Raw genomic sequence first — 24562 nt, 5'->3', positions numbered from 1 at the left:
TGTGTGACTGAATAATTCTCAGGGTACATCTGCGAGGGTCTGCCAGAAAGTGATCACGCTTGTCAAAATCGAATTGGAAACGAGAGAGGGATTTCAACACAGTTAGTCCAGCCGAATCCCCGCGGGGTTGATTGGGCTGGATGAGACGGAGGACGCCCTCACAGTGCCGCCTGATTCCACTTTCCAGCATTCGTATTTTGGCGCCGGCGAGAATCAGGGCAAGTAGGGAGTGCTGCTCAATTCGATGGTCGTCTGGAGCCCTAGATAGCTGAGGTACGCACTGAGCGATTTCATACGCTTCCTTGTCGCGGTCGGACCTATCACTATTGATCGCAATCCGTTCATCGACGCTACTTCGGAACCCGATGTACCAACTGGTGCCGAGACCTCAATGTATGGCACGAGTTCGCCGGACCGGTTGCGAACTCTTATGCGTCCTCCGCTTACACTGTGGACGACGATCCGAAACTCATGCTCTTCGTGGAATGATTCGTGCTTGATAAACGGGGCGACTGCACCGAAGCCGCCCGCCACATTTACCGCTAGCTCTGCTGGGGCGCCGCCCCAGGTAGGCGAGTGCATGGCCGTTTCGTCGTTGAGCATAGAGATCGCGTCTCGGACTGTTTTCGAAATCTGCGCTGCCCTTACTGTGGGGTCGTATTCGCACGATCCGAACCGCGCCCCATCGTCATCGTTCTGAGCGACCCGGGCAAGCGAGTCCTTACTGAATCCAATTGCGTACCCTTGGACCCCGCCATAGCCGCGCCACTGGCTCAATGAGTCCGGATCCTCAGAGAACGAAATGCTGTAGTGCGATCCTGACTCTAGCGGCAACATCGGAATGGCCAATTCAATGATCTCTGCATGCTGAAGATGGATTGAGGCGTAGGAGCGTAATTCCTCGATGGCTTCAACCTGAAGCAGTGTCAGCTCCGCTGAGTCGTTCAGATATTGCATGTCCGTTGCCCAGAACTTACCAGAATCCAAAATGCCCTTTAGGCCGTTGGCGTCGGTGTAATGGTAAACAAGATCATCGTCGTGGCTCATTTGTATTGACTTTCCCTGATTCAGTATCCCGAGCATGACACGGTTGGGTACGACAACGTCATACTAAGTACTTGCATGCTGAGCGGCATGCGTTGCGAACATGGCTGAGGTCGCCAACGACCATCCGCTTGACGGTGTACCGAGGCGCTGAGAAATCTCCGAGGCGATCGTGGGATCATTGGTTGCCCGGCCGGCGGCAACCTTGCCGCCACTATCGACTACCACATATCCGTTTTCAAAGAGGGCATCGCAGCCGAACAAACAGACAAGTATTGCCACCGAATCGAACCGTCGTCGCTCTGAATCTTCTAACTCTGAGCGAGGGACGATGTGGCCAGCCACCAGAAACGCCGCCGGCGTCTCCAGCCCACAGATGGCGCAAGGTGCTCCCTCCGATCCGTCGAGCAGGAAAGCTCTCAGGGCCCCCTGTTCCTTTCGAATCCTCGCTATTGCCTCGGCATCGGTCGGGCCACTCCCAGGAATCCAGTCTTCGTGAGGCCGACCAGGCAACGTGCGGTTCGGGACTGAAATCCCTACGGCCGCCAGCAGAGCCTCAGCGTCGCCGACGGTCAGAGGCGAAATGTACGCTTCGCGAGGAACGCCGTATTGAGAGAGCGGCCCGGGTGTCCCGTGGGAAATAAGCTGAGCGACCTCGTCTCGATGAATCTCGAAGCCGGATGAAATCAACTCGACGCGGACGAGCTTCCCGTCATCGTTGACTCCTTCCGATTCACGCGGACCATACGGGTAGCCAGGGGGTCGGGGCCAGTCCGTGGCGGAGGCCACCACCCGGCTCACTGCTCTGACGTACGGGCCCCCGTAGTGAAAGACCACGTCATCTATTTCGAGGTCTTCGAGCAAGCGCCGATTCTCCGGCATCACGCCATCTACTCGAGGCCGTGTCCATAAGGTCCCATTCGGAATAACGACCCGATAGTTCTTGTTCTGACTCGCCCACCAATACGCCATGAGCGACGATATCGCACAGCGATAGGTTCACGGCTCGATTTGACCGGGCGAAAGTACCAGTACCGGACGGTTCAACGCGATGTTGGACGGCCGGGAAGATCCGGTCTTTTCCGCAGAGCAAATTTTGGCTATAACCTGCCCATTGCCGCTGTTGCTTCGGCCTTTCGTGCATTGCGGTAGGCGACTCGATCGGCGGAATGCCATCCCACGTCGCTCTGATAGGCCTGCTTCATTGACGGGATAATGGTCTGCGTCAGATCCTGAGTAATCAGAAGCTGCTCTTCCAATTTGGAGCGGATTACATTATCGGAGTAGTGAGTTTGCTGGCCTTGAACTTGAAAGGAACCATCCAATTCGAGGTCAAACCCGATGTGCGCCTCGAGCAAGGCAGAGGAGATGATTACTTGCGCGGGGCCAAAAGATTTGTTGGGATCAGCTAGAAGTGAAAGAAGTTCTAACCTTCCAGCTGTCACTCCCCGAGCAATTGAGGTTTCGTGATCGAGCGAGTCTTGCGCACTCACTTTGTACATGTTGTCAATGGAAAGATCTGGTGTGATCGGCAAGCCATCGAGATGCATGTGAACTAGCCAGAGAAAGAAATCGGGCGTGCCTAGGTCGAGCACGGACGAGACGGTCGAGATCGTGGCGGCGGAATCAATACCGCGCAGAGCTGACTCTAGGGCTGGAATAATTTGAAAGTTCGTGTCGCGCCAATCGGTCGTAGTGACGACAAGCGTAAAATCGGGGCTTCCGTCGATTTGGTTGATAAGAATGTCGGCCGCTTGTAGCTTGTAGTACTTCGGTTTCGGTGTCCCTGCTGGCAAGAGGCGCCGAGCAGTAGGGTCCGGTTTGTACCAGTAGAGTCTTGCTGCCAGCGTTTCTGGAGCGCGGATGAAGGTTGTAAGCGGTCCAAGGCTCCCCTGAATTACAGGCAAGATCACTCCGTCGTGAGCGGGAGCAATCGCATTTATCGTTCCGACTAAAGAGTCGTCATCGTAAATGCTGCCCCACCCTCGCGTTACGGTTTGTAGATCGGGACGAGTGGCTGCTAAAGCCACTTGGATTTGCGCCAATGTTGCCGTGCTAGTGATCCTCATCGGGCGCGCCTTCAGGACACCCTTTGTTAGGTGGGGCATTACGTGATCTTCCTGATCGTGATTCTTCGGACGTTTGCCTTGGGCCGGACGAGGACCCGGTAAATCCAGGATGCTCGTGACATCGATTTCAGCTCGGTTGAGACCCCGAGATCGGCCCAATCAGCTATTTCGGCGCTGCCAAACGTAACGCTGGCATTCGCCCAATCCCCAGTGTTCGGAAGCTCACCAAGCTTGATCTCGAATCCGCGGTCAGTTCCACGACACCCCGGAAGATCGGCTGAGAACTCGAGCCCAGAATTCAGGACGATCACGAGCACCGTCAGCGGCTTGCTCGCCGCCCAGCGGGCAATGAGCCGCGCTAGTAATCCACGATACTTCTGACGAACCCGAACATCGAAGCGCGCGATGCGCGGATCATTCGGGGCGCAGGTAAGTTCGATCACGGTGCTGGCGAGCGCAGCGCCCGTGTCCGTCCGGCCGAACACGATCTCGATTGTGCTTATTGGAAAAAGCAGCCAGTAGACGATTATGGTCGCTGTGGCGGCAAGCAGAACCGTGATCACGTCGCCAACTATTGGTGGGGCGGGTTCCACAAGCTTTTCAAAATGAGGCGACCACCATAGGTACGCGAGAATAGCGATGGCGAGCTTGATCCCGTCGGCGATTCCATCCTTGACGGAGTCCGCTACCAAGCCGAGACCTTCTTCCACGCACTCCTGACAAACTCGAGTACGCCTTCCGGACCATTTGCCAATACGACTCCATTACGTCGTATTGTCACTATCTTGGTGTCTGCTCTATAGAGTCGGACGCCAGCGATGGCGTAGCCGTGAAATTCATGTCGAAGCAGAGAAAAAACCGCAGAAGTACCATGAGATTCGAGCGCGGCAACCAGTTCAGCCGACAATTCTTCCTCTAGCTGTGCGTCGCGAACCAGTTTGAGGTCTGGCCCAGCTATCTCGAAGCTATTCAACCGGTAGCCCGCGGACTTGGCCTGCTGGGCAAGCAACACCAATTCTGGCGCCCCAAGCCGCGGAACGCGAACGTCGTGCGCTGCATCCTCGAAGGATGACGGGGCCCTATTCTCGCTGTTGGCGACGAGCTCAACCTCCGAGTGGCTGAGGACCAACTGAAGTGGCGCCATGTGAACATATTGCACCATAAACCTCCGGAACGAGACGTCGCTAACGAGAATAAATCATCTGCGGCGGCCGACGAGGACTCTTGAACTAAGTATTGCGCTGACGACAGACATTTCTTGCACGGGTTCACAACTGATCAGGATGTCTGATTTGGCTCCACCGAATGGCGCGGACGCCTTGAGCAGACTACAAGCGCTGCGAGCAGGTTGGTGTGGTGTCCTTCGGGAAGGCGCCAACTTCCGTTTCGCCGGGCATACGAGCGGGTCAACTCTCGAAATCGGTGTGCGGCTTTCAACCCGAAGTTGGTTAGCGTTTAGCGGGAGCTCGGAAAGTTTGAGTCCAACGATTAGCCAGGTCTCGTGCCGCGAAACCGAAGTGATTCAGGTTTTTGCTGATCTCCGACGGGTCTCGGTAGCTGTCGGTTGAACACAAGGCGGTGATGTACCCCCGAACCGCAATCCGGAACTCTGCCAGGAGGTCAAAGGACATAACCCGCGCAGTCTGACGGGGGACTGCGTCCCACATCGGGGTGCGCGACGGGTGAATGAGTAACGGGAGATAGGGGTGCTGGCTTATGTCGTATTGAGACTCGAACCAGTCAGCAGAGTGTGTCAGCTGCTCGAGGTATTCGCGCGAGACTTGAGAAGCAACAGCTTCGCTCTTGCACTCGATTACCCAGTATGAGTCTTGACCTATTGCCCACAGATTATCCGGACCGATTCCGGTCGTCGCATCTGGCCGCGAGGCATTGAATCCGAGCATCTTTCCCACGATGTCAAGGGCAGCCTCGAATCGCTTGTGACTGTTCTTATCCGTGCTGGGCACGAGATCAAAGAGGATTCCGTCGACTACGACCTCCAAGTCTCGTGGTTTCGCGTACTGCCCGAGGTGGGCGCTTGCGGCGTCCGCTTGATTCCCGAGATGACTTAGCTTTGGCTCGGCTGTGCTGGTTGGCACTTTCAAAATGTAGTTGTTATCGATTCGGGCTTTCACTTGAATTTCGCGAGCCTTCACAGGATCAACGAGTTCAAGATAACTCGCAGCTCGCTGCTTAATCCATCCTCTGTACCTCGCATTGGAGATGCTCGAAAATTGAGCTTGCAAGAGTTCGAACGCCTGCGTGTAACGCTCCGCGCACGCTTCTCGGAAGGCGTCGCGTTCAGCCACCAGAAGTGGTTGCACTGAACTCAGACTCGAATAGGTCAGGCCTTCGACCGCGTCCTTACTAGCGTTGGTCCATGCGCTGTCGCGGGCAAGAAAGGCGTCGACAGCATCCGCGAAAAAAGACATTGGCTTACTACGGCCACTCTTCGCAAACGTCGCAGACAATTCGTATTGCGCGCGCGTTCCCGGTGAAAGCTGGTGAAGGTCAGCCGCCGAATACAGCCGGCCGACTAAGCGGGGGTCGAGCAGAATTACTGCACAGTAGTCATCCGTGGCTCGCACGCCGCGACCCATACCCTGCTCGATTCGTTGCGTCTGCTGGCTGCTCATGACCTCGGTTCCGCCGATCGCGGCTGCTTCGACCAGTTCCGCCGGGGAATATCGCTCGGGCAATCCATCGATTATCAGAACGCGGCACGCATCACCGGGAAGGTCAACGCCGTCGTAACGAGCTATAAGCACGACGAGACCAACATGCTGTGTGTTCAGGCGCTTCACGATCGCCTTAATTGTCGTCTTCTCGTGTATTTCGCTCGTGTACGGTTGCCATTCGTTCGCTCTATGTCGGGACGGCACGATCACGACGACATTGAGACTCGTTGCCCAGTTGGCGGCGCTGGCCTTCACGTCCTCGATTGTCACCATTCGGCTGGTTTCGACGGGGGTGAGAATGATTCGATCGCCGATGTCACTTGCCGATGATGGCGCGATCGGACGCGTCACACAATTCGGGTCGACTCCCATTTTCGTCACGAGGATGCCGTCGTCCGCCAGGGTGGCAGTCATATAGATACGGCGAGCTGCGTTGGTGAACGACGGAATAACAGCGAGATTCGGATACGGAAGTCGAACCTCAACTTCCTTGGAGGTGAACGCAACGTCACACAGCGCTAGCTGATTGCGCATCAACGGCCACTTGAACTGATGGTCCTTGCTGTCCGTTTCCGTCACGGCATTTAGGAGGGCATAGCTCGATGCCAGTTCATTCGCCCATGCCCAGTAGGGAATTGGGACGGCCTGGGTCTCGCTGCCCGTCGTGATCGAAGTCCAGCCGCTGAGCGATTGTTCCTTCAGGACGCTGTTGAAGCGCTTGAGTAGACCCTTATAGGCGGGTGTCGTGTCGGCGAGTGTTGTAGAGAACTGATCCTCAATGATTGGAATGCATGCGTGGGCGTCGTCGACTATTACAGTCCCGACGTGAACGGTGTTTCCGTGACCCTCGAGCCGAAACCTGCTTCGGCCGTTGTACATGGTGTGGACCGGAACGACCAGCACTGCTTCGCTCTGTCGGAACGCGGGGTCGGCAGGGTCGTCGGTCCAGGCGATCCCCAATTCCGATGCTGTGATTCCAACCTGTTCTTGCAGCTGGGTGTTAGGAACGAGATAAACCGCCGGGCCTTTGTCTTCATTGAGCGAGCTCTTGGCAATCACAAGCCCGACCACCGTCTTCCCGCTTCCGGTATTCATCTTCAAGATAAGGTCGGCTTCGTCGCGGCGACGGAACCACATGTCCCAAACTTCAGTTTGAATATCATGCGGAAACTGGTACTTCGAATTCTTTGGTTTGGGTAGTGCTCGGAACAGTCGCTTCGGGTCCAGCGTCGATGACGCTGGATCTGCTGCGTTGATGCTCTCGAAAATGCTTGTCACGCGATTCCCCTATTCCTCATGAAGCACCGTACTGCGTACCCGAATATCGTGCGACTGATCGCTGACGTTTTGAGTGATCGATGCGGCGGCCAGCGCGCCCCTGATACCCGGGCCGCCGACTGTTCAATCGCGACCGGAGCGCGCTCGGATGCGTTAGGGTGCTAGGTCTTCAGCGGTGGAAGGGATTTGAAGGCCCATTAACGCGACGATTCCGCTCATCGGGCCCTGATAGGCATCGAGAGACACCAGCGCTGTTAGGCACCAGCGAATCGCCTCAGCCGTCGCAGAATCTTGATCGGCACCGACCGAAGGGGACGCGTGGCGCGCGAGATCCTCTAACGAAGGCAAATGCGCGCCTTCCGTGGCGCTATCAAGCGCAACATTGAAATCCTCCAGCTCTGAGACTGGGTCAGGCGGACATTGGAGCCAGTTACCGGGAATACCGCCCGCACCTCTGACTATCTTTGAGGCCGTCAGATACATCTGCTCGAGGTCAACCTTGCCAACAACCGAATCATTGCGGTGTTGTGCCGCTTCGAAGGCGATCATCAAAGCAAGCCACGTCGTTCCAGGCAAAAGGAACTTAGGGCTAAGACCCTGGTTGCTTTCTTCTAAGAGGAGGCGGTACATATCGGTAATCACCCACGCGCGCGACCGAGGTTGCTTCCTCAACGCTGCCATGCTCAGCGCGTACTGGAACGGTGCTATACCTAGCACGAACCCGTCGTAGTCTCTGGATAGTCCGAATGCCGCGTCGATTGTTCTCGGGAACTGCCCTGTCCGCAGCGCCCACTTCTCAAACGCCTCTGGACCTTCAGCGTCCAGAAGGTCTCCAGATGCAATGCGAATGGCCAATTCCAGCAGGCCCGGGATGTATTCCCCGGGGCCCCCGCGGTAGCCTTCGCGGCTTGCGGCAGCCCAGACACCGGAATCCAGTTCTCTGAGCCGCCGCGTGAAATACGGCAGGAGGTGCGGATGAGCAATCGCGAGGCATGCAAATGAATGTAGGTAGGAAGTGTCAAACCGCAGGTTAGAGATCTCGCCTAAAACATCAGGAATCATTTCGATTCCACCCCAGAAGGGGTGCCCGGCGACTTCCGCGAGCCAGAGGATATCGATGCGATTAGACACTCGACGATGTTGACCGAGAATTTCAACGAACATATCGCGCCGTTGTGCGGCTTCGGACAGCCGATACACGCGGTAGTTGTAATTGCCCCACGTGTGTTGAGCGTTTCGGATTCGCTCATTCGTCGGTGATGCCGTGACGACCAGATGAAAGAAAAACAACGGCTTGGGAAGTGACTTCGACGGGGAACCAAAGATCTTCATCGCGTTGTTCGCGAGGCCCGCTGATGCGGTGCTTTCGACCTCAAAAACGAACAGAGGGACATCGTTTGAGTCAGCGGCAGTCCAGGACAGATCTATGGCAGCCGACCGCCCGACCGTATGCTCGCGAGTAGTCGCGTAACCCAGCGACTGACCTAATTGTTCGAGGGCGTCGATAACCGCGCGGCCCTCAGGTAACAAATGCTCCATCGCCCAATCCAATCGCCCTGATAACTATCTCTTGCTGGAGTGCACCCGGAAGAAGCCGGTGTACTGATGAAACTCGATGTTCGCGTTCATCGAACCGCAGGCACCATTGAGTCGCATGGGCTGACGGTCATCCCGGGAGGAGGCAAGCATATCGACCCGATTGAATCGCCACAGAGAGTAGATGACACTGGCTCGGCAAATCGGGTTGTTGACGGCCGGCGCCAATCCCGCCGTAAAAACCTACTCCGGCGCGAGTGGCGCAGCGGCGAGAGAGGGCAGATTCCTCGACCAGCAAGACGCGGCAGCGATTACGTTGCTCGATGCGGTCGACGCGAGCAGAGTGTTCCTCGGCCACAGCGGAAGCGCTGCCTTTGCGAAACGAATGGTCCTCGAATCCCTGTAACGGAGGCATCGATCATCGCGCTGATCGCTGGCGCGTAAATAAGAGCACACGAAGTAGCAACAGGATAAACGTCACATCGGGCTCTGATGTCCGAAGCTGTCGCTACTCTGAGTGAAAAGGGTGCAGGCGCCATGAGGGGAAACAGAGTGAGCAGTACGAGCCGGGAGCTTCACATAAAGAAGGCCATTGACGAGCTGCGCCAGCGTCCGGACATCCCGGAAACCGAGCGTCTCCAGTTTCGTGGTCATTTCCAAACTTTTGAAGTCATCGAACTCCCGCTCGATGTGCCTATTCTGAACGCAAGAAGTTTCCGGATTGCCCCGCTCCTGGCTGATCACCCAGACAGAGGCGTCGTGGAGACAGACCCCGAGTCCCCGAAGGCGCAGGCGATTGTCACGGATCTCGTGCGAAAATCGCACCGCCATATTGATGGGCTTCGCGGCAGCCTCGAATCGCAGGGGCAGGCTCAGCCTGGCGTTATCACCCGGAGCGGCAAGCTCATCAACGGTAACTCTCGCTGCGTTCTCTTACGGGGTCTGGTCGCGGAAGGCAAGATTCCCGCTTCGACAACGATTCGTGTCGCGGTGTTGCCGGGGGATACAGACAATAAAGAAGAGCTCGACCTGGAAAGCGTGCTCCAGCAGCAGAAGGAGTTTAAGGACGAATACAACCTTGTCGCCCGTCTCATGATGATTCAGTCGTTGTATGACAACGGTATGACCGATGAATCGATCGCGGCGAGCCTCCGCGTCGACAAAGCTGCGGACATCAAACGGCTGCGCGAGGTATTGGTCCTGATGAACCGGTCGCGCTCGTTGACGGCAGACCCACTTCCGCTCTCGATCTTCGTAACGGTCGAAGACCAGCAGCAAAACTGGATTGATTTGTTGAAGGAGGTGCGCGACATTGAGAACTTGTACGGACGCGAACCTGCGGACGAACATATTCGCGGATGGCTGATCGCTTACTTTTCAGGACACTCTGCTGTTCACCAGCTTCGAAAAGCCAAAGGTGATTGGATAACGCGAGACTTGGTTCCCCACCTCGCTGAGGCGGGACGAGACGGGGATTCGATTACGCAGACGCTTTCGGCTGAAGAAACAAGTACCGAGACGGCTGCCCCCGCAGCAGCGCCTGCAGGCTTAGATCTTCTAGATGTCGATAGCAGCGAGTCCACACCGGCCTCGTCTTCCGTTACGCAACGTGTGCTCGACTTAGTGGTGAAGGCGTCCCAGGACCCCGAGCGCGAGTTTGCGATGGCGGACGGTACTAGCCTTACCGGCCAAGAAATCAAGCGGGTCATGCACGGTAGCGTGGCGGAAGGCCTTAATAACGCCGCTCAACGCAAGAAAGACGCCAACCGGCTCGTGCGCCCCCAGAGCAGCGCGGATTCGGCGGCCAGCAGCCTCAAGTCCCTCGTCGAGGCGCTGGAAGATGTGGCCGATGACCCTGAATTTTCCCCGAGGATTGATGATCTGAAAACGACATTAGATCTGGTTCAATCGCGACTCGAGGAAGTCTTAAGCATCGTTGCCGACATCAAGGTGCCAATCACGAATGACGAGGAGAACGGCGAGTGACCGCCCAGCTCCGGGCTCGTCTTGAGTCGCGTCCGGCTCGCGTTGTCCTCACTGGCACGGAAATTTCGGGCGATTCGTGGAACGAGATCGCGTTGGTCGTCGGTGGCGACAGTAATCTGGCTCGTACGGAGATTCGCGTGTCGGCAGACGGGTTCCTGCGCTCGCGACAGCGGCTGTCAGGGACACTGCGATCTCGAAATGTCGCGTTTGAAGTGGACGATAATGTGCGTGCGCTGCTCGTCAAGGATGGCAGGGATATTAGCTTCCTAAACACCGTCGACGCTACCGACACGGCGCGAGGGATCGACTTATCTGACGAGCTCGCTCGAGGGCTTTATCGGGTGATTCGAACACTTCGAGAATTCCAGGTCCGTGACCTGAACAAGCTGATGCATCTCCACCACGGTGCCAATTTTTCTGTGCCGGGTGCGGGTAAGACAACCGTCGCCTACGCGCTGCACGCAATCGAACAGGCACGAGGGCGAGTGGACAAGCTCCTTGTAATTGCTCCGCTTTCCGCATTCGGCGCTTGGGAAGAAGACGCCGTTTCTGTACTTTCCCCCGCCCCTTCTGTGGCGCGCGTCCGATCGAAAGGAATCCCGAACGCGGATGTAATTCTGATCAATTATCAGCGAGTTCCGGGAGCGATTGACGATCTCATCTCTTGGGCATCGCGCCACCATGTCCACTTAGTCCTTGACGAAGCACACCGAGCGAAGCGTGGTATCAGCGGCGAATGGGGACGTGCGTTGCTCGCTCTGGCTCCGCACGTCGTTCGTCGGGATGTGTTGACGGGAACGCCAGCACCAAACCACCCCCGCGATCTCAAGTTCCTCTTGGACTTCCTTTGGCCTTCGGGTCGAGCGAGCAGAAGGATTCCGGACTGGGCAATGGCGCCTCAGCCCGCACCACGGGCTATGAGAGTTATAAACGAAGCGATTACTCCATTGTTCGTTCGGACTACTAAAACCGAACTCGATATTCCCGACTCAGACATCCGTCGGGTCCAGCTGCCGATGAATCCCCTCCAACAAGAAATCTATGACGCACTGCTCAACCGGTATGCGGGATTGCTCGATCTATCCCGCGGCGATCAACTCATGTTTGCGCAGATGGGCGAGATCACGATGTATCTCCTACAGGCCGCTTCGAGCCCGAGGCTACTGCGCTCCAGTGCGGACGCAGCACGGGCGTACAGATTCCCCCCTCTGGCGATTCCGGCGGGTTCGCATCTCGCAGAGATGGTTGAGCGCTACGCCGATCATGAGATTTCGGCAAAGATCGAGGCGGTATGCCGACTGGTTTCTGAAAACTCCAGAAGGCCTACTTGGAATAAGACCTTGGTCTGGTCAAATTTTCCAGGCAACTTGCTGGACCTCGAACAGCAGCTCGCTGCGCTCGAGCCCGCCATCGTCTACGGAGGCGTGCCAAGCTCCGACGATGCCCCTGAGGGAGTTCGAACTCGTGAACGGGAAATCGAACGCTTCCGTCGTGATCCGAACTGCAAAGTGCTTCTTGCGAACCCCGCTGCGCTTGCTGAGGGAGTGAGTCTACACATGGAATGCCATGATGCGATCTACCTGGACCGGACGTTCAACGCTGGTCAGTATCTGCAGTCGCTCGATCGTATTCACAGGCTTGGATTGCCTCAGGACACCCAAACAACCTTCACCATTTTTTCGACGATCGGGAGTATCGACGAGCGAGTCGATCGCCGCGTTGAAGAAAAGGTTCAGCGGCTATCTCAGCTCCTGGCGGACGACCGCCTTGTCGAATTAGCTCTTCCAGACGACGAAGAGCCGGCCGCCGTTTTGGATGACCGTGCAGACCTCGAGGCTGTGCTCGCCGAGCTCGGGCGACGACGTAACTGAAGACTGATATGGGCTCGCTATCGATCTCGGACTTTCAGATCAGTGCCGCGTTGTGGGTCGTGCGAGCGGTCGACGAAGGTGGTACGGGGTCTGCGACGCTCGACTTGGTCTTCCGAAACGCCGTGACTTTAGGTCGATTCCCTCGCCTCGACCTGGACAACGCTCTTTCTCTGCTCGTTGAGCACGGCCTCGTCGTCGTCTCAAACGGGCGAGTTCACCGAAGTGAGAACTTACGTGAACTTCTGGCGCTCCCTGACCCGGCGGCCGAGCCACTCCTTTCAACATTACTCGCCGCTTCTACAGCGTCGGACACCGTGATCGACGGAGTCGATGTTCGAGAGATAGTAGGAGCGTTGGGCGAGGAAGCGGTAGTCGCGTGGTGCGTCGATGAACTTCGCGCGCTTGGGCACTACGAGATCGTTGCTCAGGTGCGCCGGGTCAGCTTAGTAAGTGATCGGTTCGGTTATGACGTCAGCGCTCCTACGATTGGAACAGGTCCGCGAATGCTTGAAGTCAAGACATCGATGAGCAATTCAAGCAAGACTTTCCGTTTCTTTCTGTCGCGCAACGAGTACGAGGTTGGCCGACGAAACTCTCGGCAGTGGGCCATGGTGGCTTGCGGCTTCGATGGTGAGACTGCGACGATATTGGGCTGGTGCCGTGCTTCGGAATTTGAGCGATACGTACCGGACGACGGGAACGGGCGGTGGACAGAAGCTCTTGTCAATCTGCCGAGGAGCGCGCTGATGTCCAGTGTTCCCTCGGCAGTGCTTTAGCCAGAAACGATTTCCGACGGTAACGGTAACCTGCGAAGTCCGCCGGGTTCAAGCTTGATGAGGCCAGCACCCTGACGCCGGGCCACGCCCGTTAGTGCCTGCTGTCCCTCGTCGGTTCGAAGCCACCTCAGTACGTCGCGCCGTTGCTTAGAAGTTGTCGTTCGCATCCATGTGATGCCATACAGGTTGTTGGTCAGCGTCGCACCAATCGAGTTGTTCACAAGTTTGAACCGCTTTTGTGTCATTGCGCCAATGATGACGTCTGGGCAACGTACTTCAGCGGTCAAATCGAACCAGTCGCTTCGACGCTGGCAGAGGACGCGCGTGTGGATCTCGTTTTCTTCGGCGTTTTTTATGAGCGCTCTTAGCGCCGCTGATTGTTCAACGTGCAGCTTAGTTGCTGTGAGCAGCCATCCAATCGCGCGATCGGATGCCGAAGAGAGTGCCGCGCTGTCAAGATCGTCGGGTAGGTCGACGAGCCGTGTTACGACTCGCCTTGTTGCGTCTACGGGAAGTCCTAGAGCGACCGTCTCATCAAGGACGAAAGTTGCATTTGCGCCCGTTGCCACACCGCGATGGACCTCGGCGAGGTCGGATAGTACGAATTGCTCTTTCAGGATGGTTTGCGGCTCGAGCATCGGAGAGTGATCGAAAGCTTGACGCCAGGAATCAGGGACCGGCTCAGTGCGGTCGAGTTCCTCGAGTTCCGGCTCACGCCACTTTCCGATGCGAAACGGACGAGGGGTGTCGCGCTCCGCCCCTACAAGCAGCGCCACGGCGTCAACCTGGGCACCGCCGAAAAGATCTTCCGACTCAACCAGACGAAGTTCCACGCTACGGCGCTGTTCGTTCCACAGTCTCGAGCGCAATTTGCGAGCATATTGTGACTCAAGCCACTGCGCCGGAAGGAGCAAGCTCAGCCCATCGCTCGGCGCAAGGCGCTGCAGAGTGAGGGCCGTGATCACGGTCGACAAGCTCGCCCTCGACCCACAGAGACCGTCGGTTAGTTCATGGAGACGTTCTCGCTCAGCAAGTTCGAGAAGCTGTGCGCGGGTATAGGGCGGATTTCCGAGAACGAGGCGGCGCCCAGGTTCCGGCGCACGCCCGGATACAAACCAAGTCGTGAAGTCTTCGCGCACCAACGTGACGCGGGCCTCGAAGTCCTTCGCTGAATCGGTGACCGAATCAGAGAAAAGCCGAACGGCGAGAAGCCCGAGGGTTACCGGGTTTATGTCTACTGCGACGACTTTAGCCTGGGGCCAGCGTTTTGCCGCCTCTGCGGTGAAGACACCCACCCCGGCCCCGACATCGATAACCACATCGGGTGACGATTCTTCAATCTCGTCCCACAGGTCCAGCATGAACTTCACTTCCGCTGTCGGAGTGAAGAATGTTCCAAGTTGACGACGGTGTGCTCGCTTCACGATCGTGGAATAAAGGCCCGCAAGGCCACCGTCCGCATCAGCCTCAAGTACTGCACGGTACTCCGCGAGGTCTCCCGCGTCGGGTGACGGGCCTGACACCATCCAGTCTCGAACATCGGCAGGAAGCGCCGTTACTGTCCTCGGGGGGAGAAGTTCTCTGGCGATTCCGCCCGCGGCTCCGAGTGCTTGCCGCTCCGCCAAATCCAACCCCGGGACCCAGGCCAAGGGCACCTCGGCATGGTCAGGAGCGCGCAACCAGCGTTCGAGAGCGGCTGGCAATGAAGAAGGCATCCCCCTAGTCTTACCGTGCACGCCCGACGATGCCGAATCCAGTGAAGGGTGGCGTCCTGGTGCTCCTCTTTTCAACGCGCTTTCGACCCTCAAAAGGGCTGACCTCGTGCCTGGATGCAACCGCTCCGGTGCGTGTTGGAGCGGTTGGGCCCGCCCCCGACCCGCGCACGGTCGGGGCCAATCTCGACTGCGCCGTCCGAGCACCGAGTAGTGTCGGGGCGTGATAAATGGAGTCTCTTTAGAATCATGCTTTCTGGAAACGCTATTCGAAGATGTCTTGCTGATGACTGGCACCGGATTCATCGTGGTGTCCCCACGGGGTCGCTTTTTGATTACAAACCGGCATGTGCTTTCTGGTCGCAAACCGGGATCGAACGAGTACTTAGATCCGAAGAGGAGAGTAAATCCGACCTCGATACGGATTACAGCGACTACACAAGACGACGAAGGCGTATTGGTCAAGCAGACTTCCACGATGCAACTCATAACCTCAGAACTCGACGCGACGTGGATCGAGCATCCGGACGGAGGCGCCGACATCGATGTAAGTGCACTTTGCCTGGCCGACGAGGCCGTCTCGCTTGCTCACGCCCTGAACATGCAGCGCCCGCCAGTTATCGATGACAGCGAGTACCGATTCACTCCTGCCGTTCCTGATCGCGTGATGATCGTTGGCTATCCATTTGGGCGAAACGGAGGGGCAACCGGTGTTGGAGTGTGGGTCCAAGGGACCATCGCCAGCGAGTTTCATTTGCCGATAGACGGTCTTCCGCGATTTCTGGTGGATAGCCGCACGCGCCCCGGAATGTCCGGATCCCCGGTCTACCTCAATCCAGCTGGTCGAATGTACAATCCGGTCGGCCGGGAAGGCCTGTACTCGGTAGCCCCCGAGGATACGACTCAGCTAGTCGGAATCTATTCCGGTCGGGTTTCGAGCGATTCTGATCTCGGATTTGTGTGGCACGCCAAGACGATCTTGGAGGTGATAGACGGTGGCGTTCCGGGCTCAGTTTTCTCGTAACAGAAGGATGCACTGTGGCTAGCGCACATCTTGGGCATCGCTCCTCGGCCCTGCGCGAGATGTAGTCGTCTTCGCTGCACCATCATTCTTGAGACATCGAGGTGGCTTTCAGGGGGGCGGTGAGCCTAGTGCGATGACGATGGGTTCCGCCTTGAGCTGAGCTACGCCGCCGCGGGCTGGGTGACACACGTAGGATGCAGCTCGAGGATCCTGCGTGACTATCTTGCGCTCGTTGACTCCACGAGATTGGCCGATCCGCGACGTCGCATGAGTACGTCCGACCAGTCGCAAGTGGTCTCCGCCCAGATGCTATTGCGGACAAAGTCCGGAGACTAGGTGAACGTAAAGGGGGAGTCGTTAGGACGGATCAACGAAAGTGATTAGCTTTTGAGATGGGAAATCTGGAATTCTGATCGGTGATCGGTTGCGCAACGCTGTCAAGTACTCAGTGGTCGATCGTCCGTAGTCGAAAGAGAATGCGGCTAATGCAACTACTCCAATGTGGTCCCTGATGACGTCGAGAACCCGTAATGTCTGCAGCTGAGTGAGTTGCATTGCGCTGTCGATATAGGCGCGATGCTCGATTAGACCCAGCTCGGTCTCGTCGGGAGTTGGTGGGCCGGAAATGTCGAGTGTTGTCATGTGGGCTTCGAACTCGGCTTTGCCGGCGTCGGTGCGCAATTGATCTCGAAGGTGTGTGAGTTTGTTTCGAATCCACAGCACGGCGCGGATCTTCTCTGGCCTAACCTCAACCTCAATGTAGTGCCGAAAAAAGAGTTCGCATTGTGACCAGCTCCACGAATCTTCCGTCGAGAGGTTCGCGAGGCGTGCCTGTGAGCGAATAAGCACCGCGTTGGCCATCTGTTCAAGAAACACCTCATAAAGAGTGCAGGCGTCCTTAATGGTGGCGCTGGAAAGCTGCCAAAAATAGTCGCTGGGATACACGCCAACTGACTTTTCAAATAGAACTGCTGGAAGGTCCGCGCCGTGATAATCCGGGTCAAAGATCTCGTTCGCGTGATCTTCTGCTTCTTCCCATTCCTGGTCGAACCAAGCGCCCATGCCCTTGTTGGTCGAGACTAGGTAAGCACGAACCTCTTCCTCGTCGCGTTGCCAGAACACATACTCGGCGGACACCGAGTGTGAGTCGAGATAGCCGGACATCGTGACTCCCTGTTCTAATTTTTGCCAATTGCCTCTTGGTTTCCAACCTTGCTCGAGGCGATTTTGGATCGGTGACGTGTTCAAATCAACTGTCATCATTTGGAAGCTCGCTATGCTTGCACTTCAATTCGCAAGAGCTTCAACACCCTAACCATCGTCTCTCGAAAACTCCGAAATGAGCGACTCGAGCCCCTTCCGTACTGTTTTCGGGTCTCGCCCGAGCACAATCCCAATTCGATTTGGGCTCCAGCCATCTTCCGCAAGCTGCCTGATTCTCGCGAGTTCGTAACTCGAGAGCGGTCGCGCTCCCAGCGCACATCCTCGATTCTTTAGGTGTTTTGCTATGGTCTGTCGGTGCACGCCATACCGCGCAGCAAGTACATAGATAGACCCCTCACCAGCCTCATAGTCCGCAACGAGTAGTTGAATCTCGTCAGCATTCAGCCGCTTCTGTGGCACTGACCCATCGCGATTGTCGCGGGGGAGTTGTGTCAGTATTCTGGCTATCTGGCCTGAATTGAGTAGCTGAATCAGCGAAATAACAGGGGTCCCACAATTCGAGAGGGCTCCCGCTAGGGGCACCGTTGTCAAGAGTCGCGACATTGGTTACCGATGAGTCGAAATACCTGGCAACGTAGGGGCCTGGCAGCGGTTACTGCCCGACGCCCGCATCCTTGACGCGGAAAAGGTCGGCGAGGTTCTCATGGACATCAAGCCGGGCCTGCCGCCGACCACCAACTTCCAGCACTCGGATCCCTGGCGTCCGCTCGTGGTCGAGAGAGCTACGCGAGCGGATCTTGAACGATCAGGTTCTGGGCCCGTCAGCTTTTCGACCTGAATACGTCGAGCCTTGTGCCGAGGCGGCGCGCACATGGTTGCAAGACGATGCAGAAGTCATCGAACCCACCCACATCGGTGCTGCACGGGCGGCACAACTGATCGCGGAGTCGCTGCTGGCAACGTCAGCCGCACGCCGCGTCGAAGCCGAGGGTTGAGTCGCGATGGCATCAAGATTCGAAATCGGGTCGCGATCAGGCGGCTTGCCGCCAGGCGTAAGTGCCGTCGGGGTTAGCGTCGACATAGCCGGCGCCAGGAAACGGAGCGTGAGGCGCGATGACCAGCAGATGGCTCGCACTGACCTCGGCGAGCATCTTCTGCTGCATCGCCACCTCTTCGGCGACCCGGGTTTTGTCGAAGTCACGTAGTACGAGCGTTCGGTCGGGGTGAGCAAGCTGGTACGTGTAGTCGTGGATGATGTCACCCCAGAACAGAGCCGATTGGCCAAGGGATTGCACTTCGAAACCCGCATGCCCGACGGTGTGGCCGGGCAGCGCCACCGCGCGAACGCCTTTCGCGAACTCGTCACCGGCTCGGAATAGCTGGACTCGCCCGAGCGACACATACGGCGCAAGAACTTCGCCGAGCTTGCGATAGGTGTTCTCCGGAGCGGTCCAATACGCGTGATCGTCGGCCTCGACATAAACGTGCGCATTCGGGTAAGCGATCTGCCCTCGAACTGAAATTCCGCCGATGTGGTCTGGATGCGGGTGGCTGATGAGAATCTTCGTGATGTCAGCCGGGTCGTGGCCCGCCGCCGCGAGATTCTTCAAGCCAGACCCCATCGTGGGGCCGAGCAGTCGCCCAGCGCCGGCGTCGATGAGTACCCTCTCGTCGCCGGTATCGACCACGAACATCAGCACGTCGGCCCGCATGAGAAGTTTGCGCGTCTGTCGAAACACGTGCCATTGGTTTGCCAGGTTGAGCCCCGTGTCTTCGGTCACCAGTGTGGCTGCCGGGGCAAGGGCAAACCCGTCGTAGACCGTTGTCACCGTGTACTCGCCGAGCGAGCGGGTTGCGTACTGCTTCTGTGCCATAGCGACTCTCGTCTCGACGTTGAGGATGCGTGCTTTCGGGGCATGCCCAGAGTAGTGCAGCGAGGCGTAGATTATCGAAAATCTGTCTCTCTAACGGCAAAGTTAGAGGGCGAGACTTTTCAGGCGGCGCTCGAACTGCAGCGTCGGCAAGTCGTCACTCATCGAGGTGTCTTTCTCTCGAGCATCCATTCGGCTGCGACGCTACAGGCGACCTCTGACCAGGCGGTGACGCGCTACGCGAAAAGCCTCGCGTAGTCGTTCATAACCTGCGGCCAGCCCTCTGCGTAGCCTCTCGACTGCTGCTCGCCGTCGCCAAGGCGTTGCCAGCCGGTGTGGATCAGGTGCACCACCGTGCCTTGATAGACACTGTTGGTGGCTACGGGCCACCATTCACCGATGGGGGAAGTGAAGAGTTCGAAGGCGACTCGATGCGCCGACGAATGAATGGTCATTTTTGAGTAACGGTTACTCTAGAGCAACCGTTACAACTTTGCTAGGGCAGGCGGTCCGTGGATGAGCGTGAGCCGGCGAATGATCGTCTCGAGTAGTGCTGGCCGGTCGAGCGCTCCGAGCCTCAGGTAGTCGGCGCGCGCGGGTTTGTCGAGAGTGGCGACGCCGTGCAGGGCGGCCCAGACGATCCAGGTGTCTGCGCGGGCATCTGTACTCCCGCTGATGCCGGCGTCGATGCAGCGTTGAAGCGACTCTGCGACGAGTGCAAAGGTTTCCACTGCGTTTTCGGCGTAGCCGGTCTCGGCGAACATCAGTCGATACCGGGCTTTGTGCTGCCAGCCGAAGTCGACGTAGGCCCGCCCCGCGGCGAGGAGTTTGGCGGCGGGTTGCTGCTCGGCCGCCATGGCCGTTCTGACGGATTCGGCGAGTTCGTGAAAGCTGCTCTGCAGCACCGCTTCGACGAGCAGGGTGAGATTGTCGAAGTGCGAATAGATCGAGGGCGCGCTGATGGAAGCCTGCCGTGCAACCCCCCGCAGGGTGAGTGCGTTCGTGTCGTCGGTGGTGTCGATGAGGGTGATGGCGGCGACGAGGATCTCTTCACGCAGTAGATCTCCGCTGCCGCGCGGGTTGCGTTTTCGTGCGGTGTCAGTCATGCCGGGTGCCTGTCATGTTGCGCATCACTTTACAGTCGTTAGCTTATGTTCTATAGTCTTACACAAGTTAGTTTACGCGCGTTAGTTTACAGGAGAAGCGAGCATGGCCCGGCTGATGAAAGACGACTTGTTCGAGGCGCAGCTTGTTCGAGCCCTCGGCTACGCACCGTATGGCGGCGCAGATTTCGGCGAGTGTGCGGCTATCGCCTCGCGAATTCACGGTACTGATCTCGACGCGTGGCACGATCAGTGGTCGGCGACGGCAGCGAAGCTGCACGACCGTGCACAGATGAGCCTGGCGGCGGGTGATCGAATCAGCGCGAGAAGCGCCTACTTTCGCGCGTCGAACTACTTCAGAACGGCGGGACTGTTCACTATGGGAGCCCCGCTGGATTCGCGACTGGTCGAAGCGCACGCGCGAGAAGTCGAAAACTTTCGTGCTGGCGCCGCGTTGTTAGACATTCCACCGCAGATTGTGGAGATTCCATACGAGAATGGCTCGTTGCCGGGGTACTTCTTTCGGGCGGCTCAGGATGCTGCGCTTCGCCCCACACTCATACTTGTCAACGGGTATGACGGTACGGCCGAAGAGCTGTACTTCACTAATGGCGCAGCCGCGTTGCAGCGCGGGTACAACGTGCTGGCCTTCGACGGCCCGGGGCAGGGAGCGATGCTGATCGATCGCGGCGTTGTCTTTCGGCCCGATTGGGAGGCGGTCGTCACCCCGGTGGTGAACTTCGCGCTCGAGCTCGCTGGCGTGCATCCACATCGCCTCGTCTTGATGGGGCTGAGTTTCGGTGGCTACCTCGCCCCGCGGGCCGCGAGCGTTGAGCATCGCCTGGCGGCGTGCGTCTCTGACTGCGGCCCGTACGACCTCTTCGACGCCAGCGCGAGTCGCCTGCCGGGAGTGCTCGCCAAGCAACTGCCCGACGGTAACCCGGCGCTGTTGCGCCTGCTCGGCACTGTGCTCGCCGGCGTGATGAAGAAGCCGACTGCGGGCTGGGCGCTGCGGCGCAACCTGATGGTGCACGGCTTGACCGACCCGCTCGAGTACTTTCGAATGGCGCCCGAGTACTCGCTGAAGGGCCGTGAGGGTCTGATCGCGTGCTCCACATTCGTCTGCTCGGCCGAGGGTGACGACCTCAGCGTGAATGCACCCCGCCTCTTCGAGGCGCTCGACTGCCCTAAGAAGTACGTGCAGTTCATGGCTGCCGACGGCGCGGGCGCGCACTGCGAAAGCGGCGCCCGCACCCTCTTTCACCAGGAGGTCTTCGCCTGGCTCGACTCTGTGCTGACCGACAACGCGGCACAGTCGGTCAGCGCCTGACTCCGATGGTGAAGCGTTCGCTATGTCGAGCAATATCTTGGCTGCCAGCGTTTCGGCACCGATCGAGCGCGACACGCCGTCACGACTCTCTTTGGCAGAATAACAATTGCGCTTAGCCAGCCTCCTGTCTGACCAATCGTCGCAAACAAGGCTCCATACGGATGGTTATTGGCATAAGCATCTGTAGAGAGAACGGGCATGCGCCTCGTAGTCTGTGACCAGCCGAACGCTGTGACGTGGCGAGCGGCAGGGAGGGCGAGAGCACGTGCGGTTCTGGAGCTGGCTGGGCAAACGCGACGCAGGCTACGCGGCGTTGCGCCGAGCCACGCGCACAGCGATCGTGATGCCGGCACTGTTCGCATTCTGCAGCATCGTCATCGGCGACGCCCAGGTGGCAACGTTCGCCGCTTTCGGCTCGTTCGCTATGTTGTTGCTGGTCGATTTCGGCGGGTCGATGCGGGCGCGAATTCAGTCGCAGGTAGCGCTCGCCGTGACGGGAGCGGTGTTCGTGTGTCTCGGCACGTTGGCTTCGCGGCCCATCTGGCTCGCTGCGGTTGCCATGGCTCTTGTCGCGTTCGCGGTGCTTTTCGTCGGCGCGGTGAGCTCTGTGCTGGCATCAGCGAGCACCTCGCTGCTGTTGGCGTTCATTTTGCCGGTGAGCCTGCCGGGCGGGGCCTCGTCGATCGGCCCGCGGCTCGTCGGTTGGGGTATTGCCTCGGTGGTCGGGGTGTTCGCTATCGCGGTGCTCTGGCCGGCGCCCGCGCGTGATCGGTTGCGCACGGGGGCCGCTCGTGCGTGCCGCGCGCTGGCCGTGCGGTTGAGGGCCGATGTCGCCTTCATCGTGAGCGAGAAAGCGCCTGAGAAGGGCAGCGAGTTCGAGCACGCCATCGCCGAGGCAGATGCGGCCGTTGCAGATCTTCACGAGATCTTTCTCGGCACGCCGTACCGGCCTACCGGGCTCACCACGTCGGCTCGAACCGTCGTGCGGCTGATCGATGAGCTGAACTGGTTGCAGAGCATCCTGGTGCACTCGAACCCGTACACGCCCGCAGCGCCAGCCTCTGCCAAGCTCTCGCACGTGAGCGCCTGCCGGGTGAAATCGGCGGCGGCCGACGTGCTCGAACTCGGCGCCGATACTCTGACCCGAACCGGTGGCCCGACGGCAGATCTCGAGGCTGCGTTGGCCGAGCTCGCGGCGGCGCGCCGGGCGGTCGAGGCGAGTGCGACGAGCGAGGTTTCGGTTCGGCGGGGCGGTGCGGCGACACCTGCGGCGACATCTGCGACGTCAGAGGGGCTGCCGGCTACGGCCAGCGTCAGCGTCAGCGCGGCGAATACGGCACCGGATGCCGCTGCCGACCGCACCGCGGTGAACGACTTCGTGACGGCACTCGACCCGCGATTTCGTGCCCAAGAACTGAGCTTCGCCGTGGCCCAGATCGGCGAGAACATCGTGTTGACGGCGGCTGCCGAGCGCCGAACCTGGTGGCAGCGGATGCTCGGCCAGCAGCCGGGCAACCTGCCCGGCACCGTCGACGCAGGCGTGCAACGTGCTGCGGCCGCGCTGCAGTGGAATTCGGTATGGCTGCACAACAGCATCCGCGGGGCCGCCGCCCTCGGAATTGCCGTGCTGATCGCCGATCTGACCGGCGTCGAGCATTCGTTCTGGGTGGTACTCGGCACGCTGTCGGTGCTTCGCTCTAACGCTCTCAGCACTGGGCAGAGTGCGTTGCGGGGGGTGCTCGGCACCTCAGCCGGGGTGCTCGTCGGCGCCGCCGTGCTGTTCGCCATCGGGCCGCAGACCGTGTTGCTCTGGGTGTTGCTGCCCATCGCCATTCTCGTGGCCGGTGTGGCACCGACCGCCATCTCGTTTGCGGCAGGTCAGGCCGGCTTCACCGTGACGCTCGTGCTGCTCTTCAACATCATCGCCCCGACAGGGTGGAGCGTGGGGCTGTTGCGAATCGAAGACATCGCGCTCGGCTGCGCGGTGAGTCTGATCGTCGGGCTGCTGTTCTGGCCGCGCGGGGCCGCGGCGGCTCTCCGCCGAGCGCTCGCTGATGCGTACGTCGAAACGGTCGCGTACCTCAGCGCCACGGTTGCGTTCGGACTGGGCCGATGCGACAGCACCGCATCTCGGCAGCCGGTGCCGACGGCCGAGGCTCTGCAGGCCGCGGCCGCATCCAGGCGACTGGATGACACGTTCCGTACGTATTTGGCCGAACGCGGCGCTAAGCGGCTCGCGTTGGCGAACGTCGCCTCAGCTGTCACTGGCGTCGGGGCAATGCGGCTCGCGGGCGACGCCATTCTCGACATCTGGCGAAGCGACGACTGCATCATCGACGGCGACCGTGCCACCGCCCGCCTGGCGCTCGACGCGTCGACTTCGAAACTCGCCGGTTGGTACGGCGAACTGGGGCGGCAGCTGGTAGCCCAACGCGCCCTGCCGCGCCCGGCGCTCCGCGACTCGGCGGCCGATGACGCGCTGGCCGATGCCGTGCGGCGTGACTTGAGTCACTCGTCGGGTGCCGCCACGCGCACCGCCGTTCGAGTGATCTGGACGGGCGACTACCTCGACGTGGTACGCCGCCTCGAGTCGATGATCGTCGAGTCGGTGCCGGCGCTCGCCCCCGCTCAGTCACATTCCTAAACTAGGGCTGTACTGGAACGCAAAACCAGCTGGTGATCGGTGCCGCCGTTCGTAAGCCTCGGGTGCGCTAGGTAGAGGCCGCCGAGGGTCGCGGCAGACGTAGAGTGGAGGCATGGCACGCGATTTGATTCACAACACCGAACGGAACCGGTACGAGTTGCGGGTCGACGGGGCCCTCGTGAGCGCTGCCGACTACGTCAAGCGTGACGACAGTATTTCGTTCAACCACACGTTCACCGACCCGAAATTGCGCGGGCACGGGTATGCGGGCGAAGTGGTGACGTTCGCCATCGACGACGTAGAGCAGAACACCGCTCTTCGGGTGATTCCGATGTGCTGGTATGTGGGGCAGTGGTTCGACGAGCATCCTGAGCGTGCGGGTCTTCTCACCCGCTGAGGAGCGCCCACTTCTCACTTGGCTGACCGGCGAGACACAGGCAGTGCCGCGGGCACCGGATGATCGGCAGAACGTGTAA

Annotated in this window: 19 protein-coding genes; 7 read left to right on the top strand and 12 right to left on the bottom strand. The window is 58.9% G+C overall.

The features are described 5' to 3' along the window. Positions 1-213: 213 nt before the first annotated feature. The 7 genes from IEX24_RS04890 to IEX24_RS04860 form a co-directional block, all read right to left on the bottom strand. Positions 214-1047: a DUF2971 domain-containing protein gene (locus IEX24_RS04890; protein ID WP_188674716.1), complete on the bottom strand. Its 834-nt coding sequence runs from the start codon at positions 1045-1047 to the stop codon at positions 214-216. 63 nt (positions 1048-1110) lie between these two features. After that, positions 1111-1908 carry an HNH endonuclease signature motif containing protein gene (locus IEX24_RS04885; protein ID WP_188674713.1) on the bottom strand — a complete coding sequence of 266 codons (798 nt, stop codon included), beginning with the start codon at positions 1906-1908 and terminating at the stop codon, positions 1111-1113. A 236-nt stretch (positions 1909-2144) separates the two neighbouring features. Next, on the bottom strand, positions 2145-3113 hold the full coding sequence (locus tag IEX24_RS04880; protein ID WP_188674710.1) for a hypothetical protein: 969 nt from the start codon (positions 3111-3113) through the stop codon (positions 2145-2147). A 38-nt stretch (positions 3114-3151) separates the two neighbouring features. After that, a complete protein-coding gene (locus IEX24_RS04875) occupies positions 3152-3823 on the bottom strand; it encodes a hypothetical protein (RefSeq protein ID WP_188674707.1) in 672 nt (223 codons plus the stop codon). Further along, the gene (locus IEX24_RS04870) at positions 3799-4257 is read right to left on the bottom strand and encodes a hypothetical protein (protein WP_188674704.1); all 459 of its coding nucleotides are present in this window, start codon (positions 4255-4257) and stop codon (positions 3799-3801) included. The genes IEX24_RS04875 and IEX24_RS04870 overlap by 25 nt, the downstream gene beginning before the upstream one ends. Before the next feature lie 304 nt (positions 4258-4561). Then, positions 4562-7069, bottom strand: a complete 2508-nt coding sequence (locus tag IEX24_RS04865; RefSeq protein WP_188674701.1) for a helicase C-terminal domain-containing protein — start codon at positions 7067-7069, stop codon at positions 4562-4564. Between the two features lie 153 nt (positions 7070-7222). Continuing rightward, positions 7223-8608, bottom strand: coding sequence for a hypothetical protein (locus tag IEX24_RS04860; RefSeq protein WP_188674695.1), 1386 nt, complete (start codon positions 8606-8608; stop codon positions 7223-7225). A 549-nt stretch (positions 8609-9157) separates the two neighbouring features. Here IEX24_RS04860 and IEX24_RS04855 point away from each other — a divergent pair. The 3 genes from IEX24_RS04855 to IEX24_RS04845 are packed head-to-tail and all read left to right on the top strand — an operon-like array spanning position 9158 to position 13238. Beyond that, complete coding sequence (locus IEX24_RS04855) at positions 9158-10591, top strand: hypothetical protein (protein WP_188674693.1); 1434 nt, start codon at positions 9158-9160, stop codon at positions 10589-10591. Further along, complete coding sequence (locus tag IEX24_RS04850) at positions 10588-12462, top strand: SNF2-related protein (RefSeq protein ID WP_188674689.1); 1875 nt, start codon at positions 10588-10590, stop codon at positions 12460-12462. The genes IEX24_RS04855 and IEX24_RS04850 overlap by 4 nt, the downstream gene beginning before the upstream one ends. An 8-nt stretch (positions 12463-12470) precedes the next feature. Then, on the top strand, positions 12471-13238 hold the full coding sequence (locus IEX24_RS04845) for a protein NO VEIN domain-containing protein (RefSeq protein WP_188674686.1): 768 nt from the start codon (positions 12471-12473) through the stop codon (positions 13236-13238). Here IEX24_RS04845 and IEX24_RS04840 read toward each other — a convergent pair. Then, positions 13235-14662, bottom strand: coding sequence for a methyltransferase (locus tag IEX24_RS04840; RefSeq protein WP_188674683.1), 1428 nt, complete (start codon positions 14660-14662; stop codon positions 13235-13237). The two genes, IEX24_RS04845 and IEX24_RS04840, sit on opposite strands and share 4 nt — an antisense overlap. Positions 14663-15236: 574 nt before the next feature. Here IEX24_RS04840 and IEX24_RS04835 point away from each other — a divergent pair. Further along, positions 15237-15974: a S1 family peptidase gene (locus tag IEX24_RS04835; protein ID WP_188674681.1), complete on the top strand. Its 738-nt coding sequence runs from the start codon at positions 15237-15239 to the stop codon at positions 15972-15974. Positions 15975-16331: 357 nt separating this feature from the next. On the opposite strand, the gene IEX24_RS04830 is transcribed toward IEX24_RS04835, so the two are convergent. The 4 genes from IEX24_RS04830 to IEX24_RS04810 form a co-directional block, all read right to left on the bottom strand. Beyond that, a complete protein-coding gene (locus IEX24_RS04830; protein WP_188674678.1) occupies positions 16332-17234 on the bottom strand; it encodes a hypothetical protein in 903 nt (300 codons plus the stop codon). 935 nt (positions 17235-18169) lie between these two features. Further along, a complete protein-coding gene (locus tag IEX24_RS04820) occupies positions 18170-19012 on the bottom strand; it encodes an MBL fold metallo-hydrolase (protein ID WP_188674675.1) in 843 nt (280 codons plus the stop codon). 233 nt (positions 19013-19245) lie between these two features. Further along, the gene (locus IEX24_RS04815) at positions 19246-19464 is read right to left on the bottom strand and encodes an SRPBCC family protein (protein ID WP_188674672.1); all 219 of its coding nucleotides are present in this window, start codon (positions 19462-19464) and stop codon (positions 19246-19248) included. Between the two features lie 30 nt (positions 19465-19494). Next, positions 19495-20115, bottom strand: a complete 621-nt coding sequence (locus IEX24_RS04810; protein ID WP_188674669.1) for a TetR/AcrR family transcriptional regulator — start codon at positions 20113-20115, stop codon at positions 19495-19497. Between the two features lie 103 nt (positions 20116-20218). On the opposite strand from IEX24_RS04810, the gene IEX24_RS04805 reads away from it, so the two are divergent. The 3 genes from IEX24_RS04805 (at position 20219) to IEX24_RS04795 (ending at position 24483) form a co-directional block, all read left to right on the top strand. Continuing rightward, positions 20219-21442: an alpha/beta hydrolase family protein gene (locus IEX24_RS04805; protein WP_188674667.1), complete on the top strand. Its 1224-nt coding sequence runs from the start codon at positions 20219-20221 to the stop codon at positions 21440-21442. A 265-nt stretch (positions 21443-21707) separates the two neighbouring features. Next, positions 21708-24086, top strand: coding sequence for an FUSC family protein (locus IEX24_RS04800; protein WP_203585891.1), 2379 nt, complete (start codon positions 21708-21710; stop codon positions 24084-24086). A gap of 112 nt (positions 24087-24198) precedes the next feature. Then, complete coding sequence (locus IEX24_RS04795) at positions 24199-24483, top strand: GNAT family N-acetyltransferase (protein WP_188674664.1); 285 nt, start codon at positions 24199-24201, stop codon at positions 24481-24483. The last annotated feature ends 79 nt before the right edge of the window (positions 24484-24562 follow it).

The organism is Subtercola lobariae (genome assembly GCF_014640255.1).
Lineage (GTDB): Bacteria > Actinomycetota > Actinomycetes > Actinomycetales > Microbacteriaceae > Subtercola > Subtercola lobariae.
Note: the sequence above shows the minus strand (reverse complement) of the source record. Positions and strands in the feature narration are given on the sequence as shown.